Consider the following 3,703-nt stretch of genomic DNA (forward strand, 5'->3'; position numbering starts at 1 on the left):
CGGAACCCCTCTCCCCGGCCGCCCCGCCCGCCACCGGTGACCCGACCGGGGGACCTCGCCGAAAACGGCGCGACCCGCCGCGCACCGCCGTGCGACCCTTCGGACGTCCCCGCCAGCGGCCCACCGGCGTCGCCGGCACGGGTCCCGCGCATCGGCGGGGACGAGCCCTGGCACAGCGCTGTGGACGCTGAGGTTCAACTCCTCCGTGGCGGCCGTCGCCACCCGCCGCCCCGCACGGGGCGGGTCGCCGGTCGCGGCCAGCGGTCCACCAGCAGCACCGGTGGTCCCCGCCGCGACCGCTCCCGGGTGGTGGCGGCCGTCCAGCGCCGGGGCGCGAGGCACCGACCGGAGGAGAGCAGCACCGTGGCCCACGTGACCGTCACCGAGTCCGAGCGCGCCGTCGTGCGCGTCGACGGCGTCGTCGCCGCCGTGCTGGGGCCCGGCCGGCACCGCGTGCCGGGCCGGTGGGGGCGGCGGGCGGTGCAGCGCGTGGACGTGCGCGAGCGGGTGGTGCTGCTGACGGGCCAGGAGAGCGCGGCGGCGGACGTGCCGGGGGTGCGGTTCTCGGTGGCGCTGCGGTTCCGGGTGGCGGACCCGGCGGCGTTCCTGGGGGTGTCGGTGGACCCGGTGGACGACGTGCGGCTGGCCGCGCAGGTCGCCGCGCGCGACTGGATCGCGGCGCGCGCCCTGGACGAGGTGGTGGGCGGCCGGGCGGCGGCGACGGCGGAGCTGACGGCGGCGGTGGCGGCGGGGTCCGCGCGGCTGGGCGTGCAGGTGCTGGAGGTGTCGCTGCGCGACGTGGCGGTGCCGGGCGAGGTGCGGCGCGCGCTGCTGGAGGTGTCCTCCGCGCGCCTGGAGGCGCAGGCGCGGCTGGAGCGGGCGCGCGGGGAGACGGCGGCGCTGCGAGCGCTGGCGAACGGTTCGCGGGCGCTGGGGCAGGACCCGGCGCTGCTGCAGCTGCGCACGGTGCAGGCGGCGGTGGAGAACGGCGGGCAGGTGGTGCTGCACCTGGGTGCGGCGCCCGCGGCCCCGTGAGCGGCGCGTTTCGGGCGCGTTGCGCGAGCGCGTGATCCGTAACAGCGGCGACACAGGGAGTCCCTAGGGTGCGGCGCGCCGGGCCGACCGGCGCGCCGACCACCTGGAGGGAAACCCCGTGTCCCGTCGTTCCACCCTCACCACCGCCCTCGTCTCCGGCGCGCTCGCGGCGGGCATCGCCCTCGGCGCCTCCACGGTCCTGCCCGCGGGCGCGAGCCCGGCACCGGCGCCCGCCGCCACGCCCGCGAGCACCTCCGCGACCGCCGCGCACCCGGCGCACCCGGCGCACCCGGCGCACCCGGGGGACCGCGCGCCGAGGGTGACGGTCATCGGCACCGGCGGCACCATCGCGGGCCTGGCGGAGACGCGCGACGCGCTGCAGACGTACCGGGCGGGCCAGGTGCCGATCGCCGACCTCGTCGGCGCGCTGCAGCCGGAGCTGGGCGCGGTGGCCCAGGTGGGCACCGTGCAGTTCGGCAACGCCGGCTCCAGCGGGTACACGATCGAGCAGTTCCGCGAGCTGACCCTGGCGGTGGACGCGGCGCTGGAGACGTCCGACGGCGTCGTGGTGACCACCGGCACCGACACGATGGAGGAGTTCGCGTACTGGCTGGACCTGACGGTGCGCAGCGACAAGCCGGTGGTGCTCACCGGCTCGATGCGCCCCTCCAACGTGATCGGCGCCGACGGCCCGGCGAACCTGTTCAACGCGGTGCGCCTGGCGGCCAGCGGCGACACCACCTGCTTCGGCACGGTCGTCATGCTCAACGACGAGTTCCACGCGGCCCGCGAGGTCACCAAGACCGACGCGCTGCGGGTGGACACCTTCGACGGCGGGCAGTTCGGCGCCCTGGGCGTGGTGGACGAGGCGCGCGTCACGACGCGCCGCGCCCCCGCGCGCGCCGAGCTGTGCGGGACGCGGGAGTGGGCCACGCCGTTCGACGTCTCCACCGTCGAGGCGGCGGACCTGCCGCGCGTGGAGATCGCGTACTCGTACCAGGAGGCCGGCGGGGAGGCGATCGCCGCGTTCGCCGCCGCGGGCGTGGAGGGCGTGGTCACCGCGGGCACCGGCGCGGGCGGGATCTCCCCGGCGATGCGCGAGGCGCGCACCGCGGCGATCGAGCGGGGCGTGGTGTTCGGCGCGAGCACCCGCACCGGGTCCGGCGCCGTCTACGACGGCGAGGTGCCCGAGCCCGGCGTGATCGGCATGGAGGACCTGCTGCCGCAGAAGGCGCGCCTGCTGCTGCTGCTGTCGCTGGCGTTCAGCGACGACGAGGCGCAGGTGCGCGCGTGGGTGGACGGGCTGGGCAGCCCCGAGTTCGCCTGAGCCCGAACCCCCGGGGGGCCGGTGAGCGCGCCGGCCCCTCGGGGGCGCCGCCGCGCTCGCCGTGCGGGCACGGCGCCCAGGACGCACCATCGTGGACTGTGACTGAGCACACCCCTGCGGGTGCCCCGCCCCTCGGCGGCATCTCCGACGAACGCGCCCCCTCCTCGGGCACGGTCCGCACGATCGTCACGGCGATCGGCCTGCTGCTGGCGACGGCCTTCCTGCTGTACCTCGTCCTGCACACGCTGCAGGTGCTGACCTGGATCGTGGTGGCGGCGTTCTTCGCCGTGGCCCTGTACCCCGTCGTGGGCTGGGTGGAGCGCAAGCTCCTGGGCGGCAAGCGGCGCTCGCTGGCGACGCTGCTGGTCTTCCTGCTGATCGTCCTGCTGCTGGCGGGCGTGGGGACCCTGTTCGCGGTCCCGCTGGCGCAGGAGGGCACGCGCTTCGCCGGGCAGCTGCCGCAGCTGATCGACGACGCGCGCGCCGGCCGCGGGCCGGTGGGCGACCTGCTGGAGCGCACGAACGCGCTGCAGTACGCCCAGGACAACGAGGACCGCATCCGCTCCTTCGCCACCGGCCTGACCACCCCGGCCGCGGGCGTGCTCTCCGGCGTGGCGAGCGGCCTGGCCGGTGCCGCGTCGATCTTCGTGCTGGCGTTCCTGATGGTCCTGGAGGGCCCGAAGGTCGTCGACGGGTTCGTGAACCTGTTCCACCCGCCGACCGCGCTGCGCCTGCGCCGCGTCGGCGCCGACTGCGCGAAGTCGGTCACCGGCTACCTGTCGGGCAACCTGCTCATCAGCGTCATCTGCGGTGCGCTGACGTACGCGGTGCTGAAGGTCGCCGGCGTGCCGTTCGCGGGGCTGATCGCCCTGTTCGTCGGCATCACCGACCTGATCCCGCTGGTCGGCGCGACCATCGGCGCGGTGGTGGCCTCGGTCGCCGGGTTCGTGCACTCGGTGCCGGCCGGCATCGCCGTCGTGGTGTTCTTCCTGATCTACCAGCAGCTGGAGAACCACCTGCTGCAGCCGCTGATCTTCTCGCGCACCGTCAAGCTGAACCCGCTGACGGTGATCGTGGCGATCCTGCTGGCCGTGGAGCTGGCCGGGATCCTCGGCGCGCTGCTGGCCATCCCGGTGGCGAGCATCGTGCAGGTCATCGCCCGCGACGTGTGGGACCACCGCCGCGGGCGGCCCAAGGCCGAGCCCACCGTCGGGGAGGAGCGCCGGCCCGCCGCGGGGCACGAGCAGGAGCAGCGGCGGGAGCACCGCACGGTCCAGCTGCCCGCCGAGGGCGCGCACCGGCGCTCCTGACCCCCGGGCCCGCACCGGCGGGCAGCTGGAC

At 76.4% G+C, this 3,703-nt stretch carries 3 protein-coding genes; all 3 read left to right on the forward strand.

Going from position 1 to position 3,703, the window contains the following annotated elements:
• Positions 1–372 precede the first annotated feature (372 nt).
• Positions 373–1,035, forward strand: a complete 663-nt coding sequence (locus GTR00_RS25950; RefSeq protein ID WP_166612673.1) for an SPFH domain-containing protein — start codon at positions 373–375, stop codon at positions 1,033–1,035.
• Positions 1,036–1,153: 118 nt separating this feature from the next.
• Complete coding sequence (locus tag GTR00_RS16490; protein WP_205705986.1) at positions 1,154–2,362, forward strand: asparaginase; 1,209 nt, start codon at positions 1,154–1,156, stop codon at positions 2,360–2,362.
• Between the two features lie 98 nt (positions 2,363–2,460).
• Positions 2,461–3,672, forward strand: a complete 1,212-nt coding sequence (locus tag GTR00_RS16495) for an AI-2E family transporter (protein ID WP_323132544.1) — start codon at positions 2,461–2,463, stop codon at positions 3,670–3,672.
• The last annotated feature ends 31 nt before the right edge of the window (positions 3,673–3,703 follow it).

It is taken from the genome of Kineococcus indalonis (assembly GCF_009906395.1).
GTDB lineage: Bacteria > Actinomycetota > Actinomycetes > Actinomycetales > Kineococcaceae > Kineococcus > Kineococcus indalonis.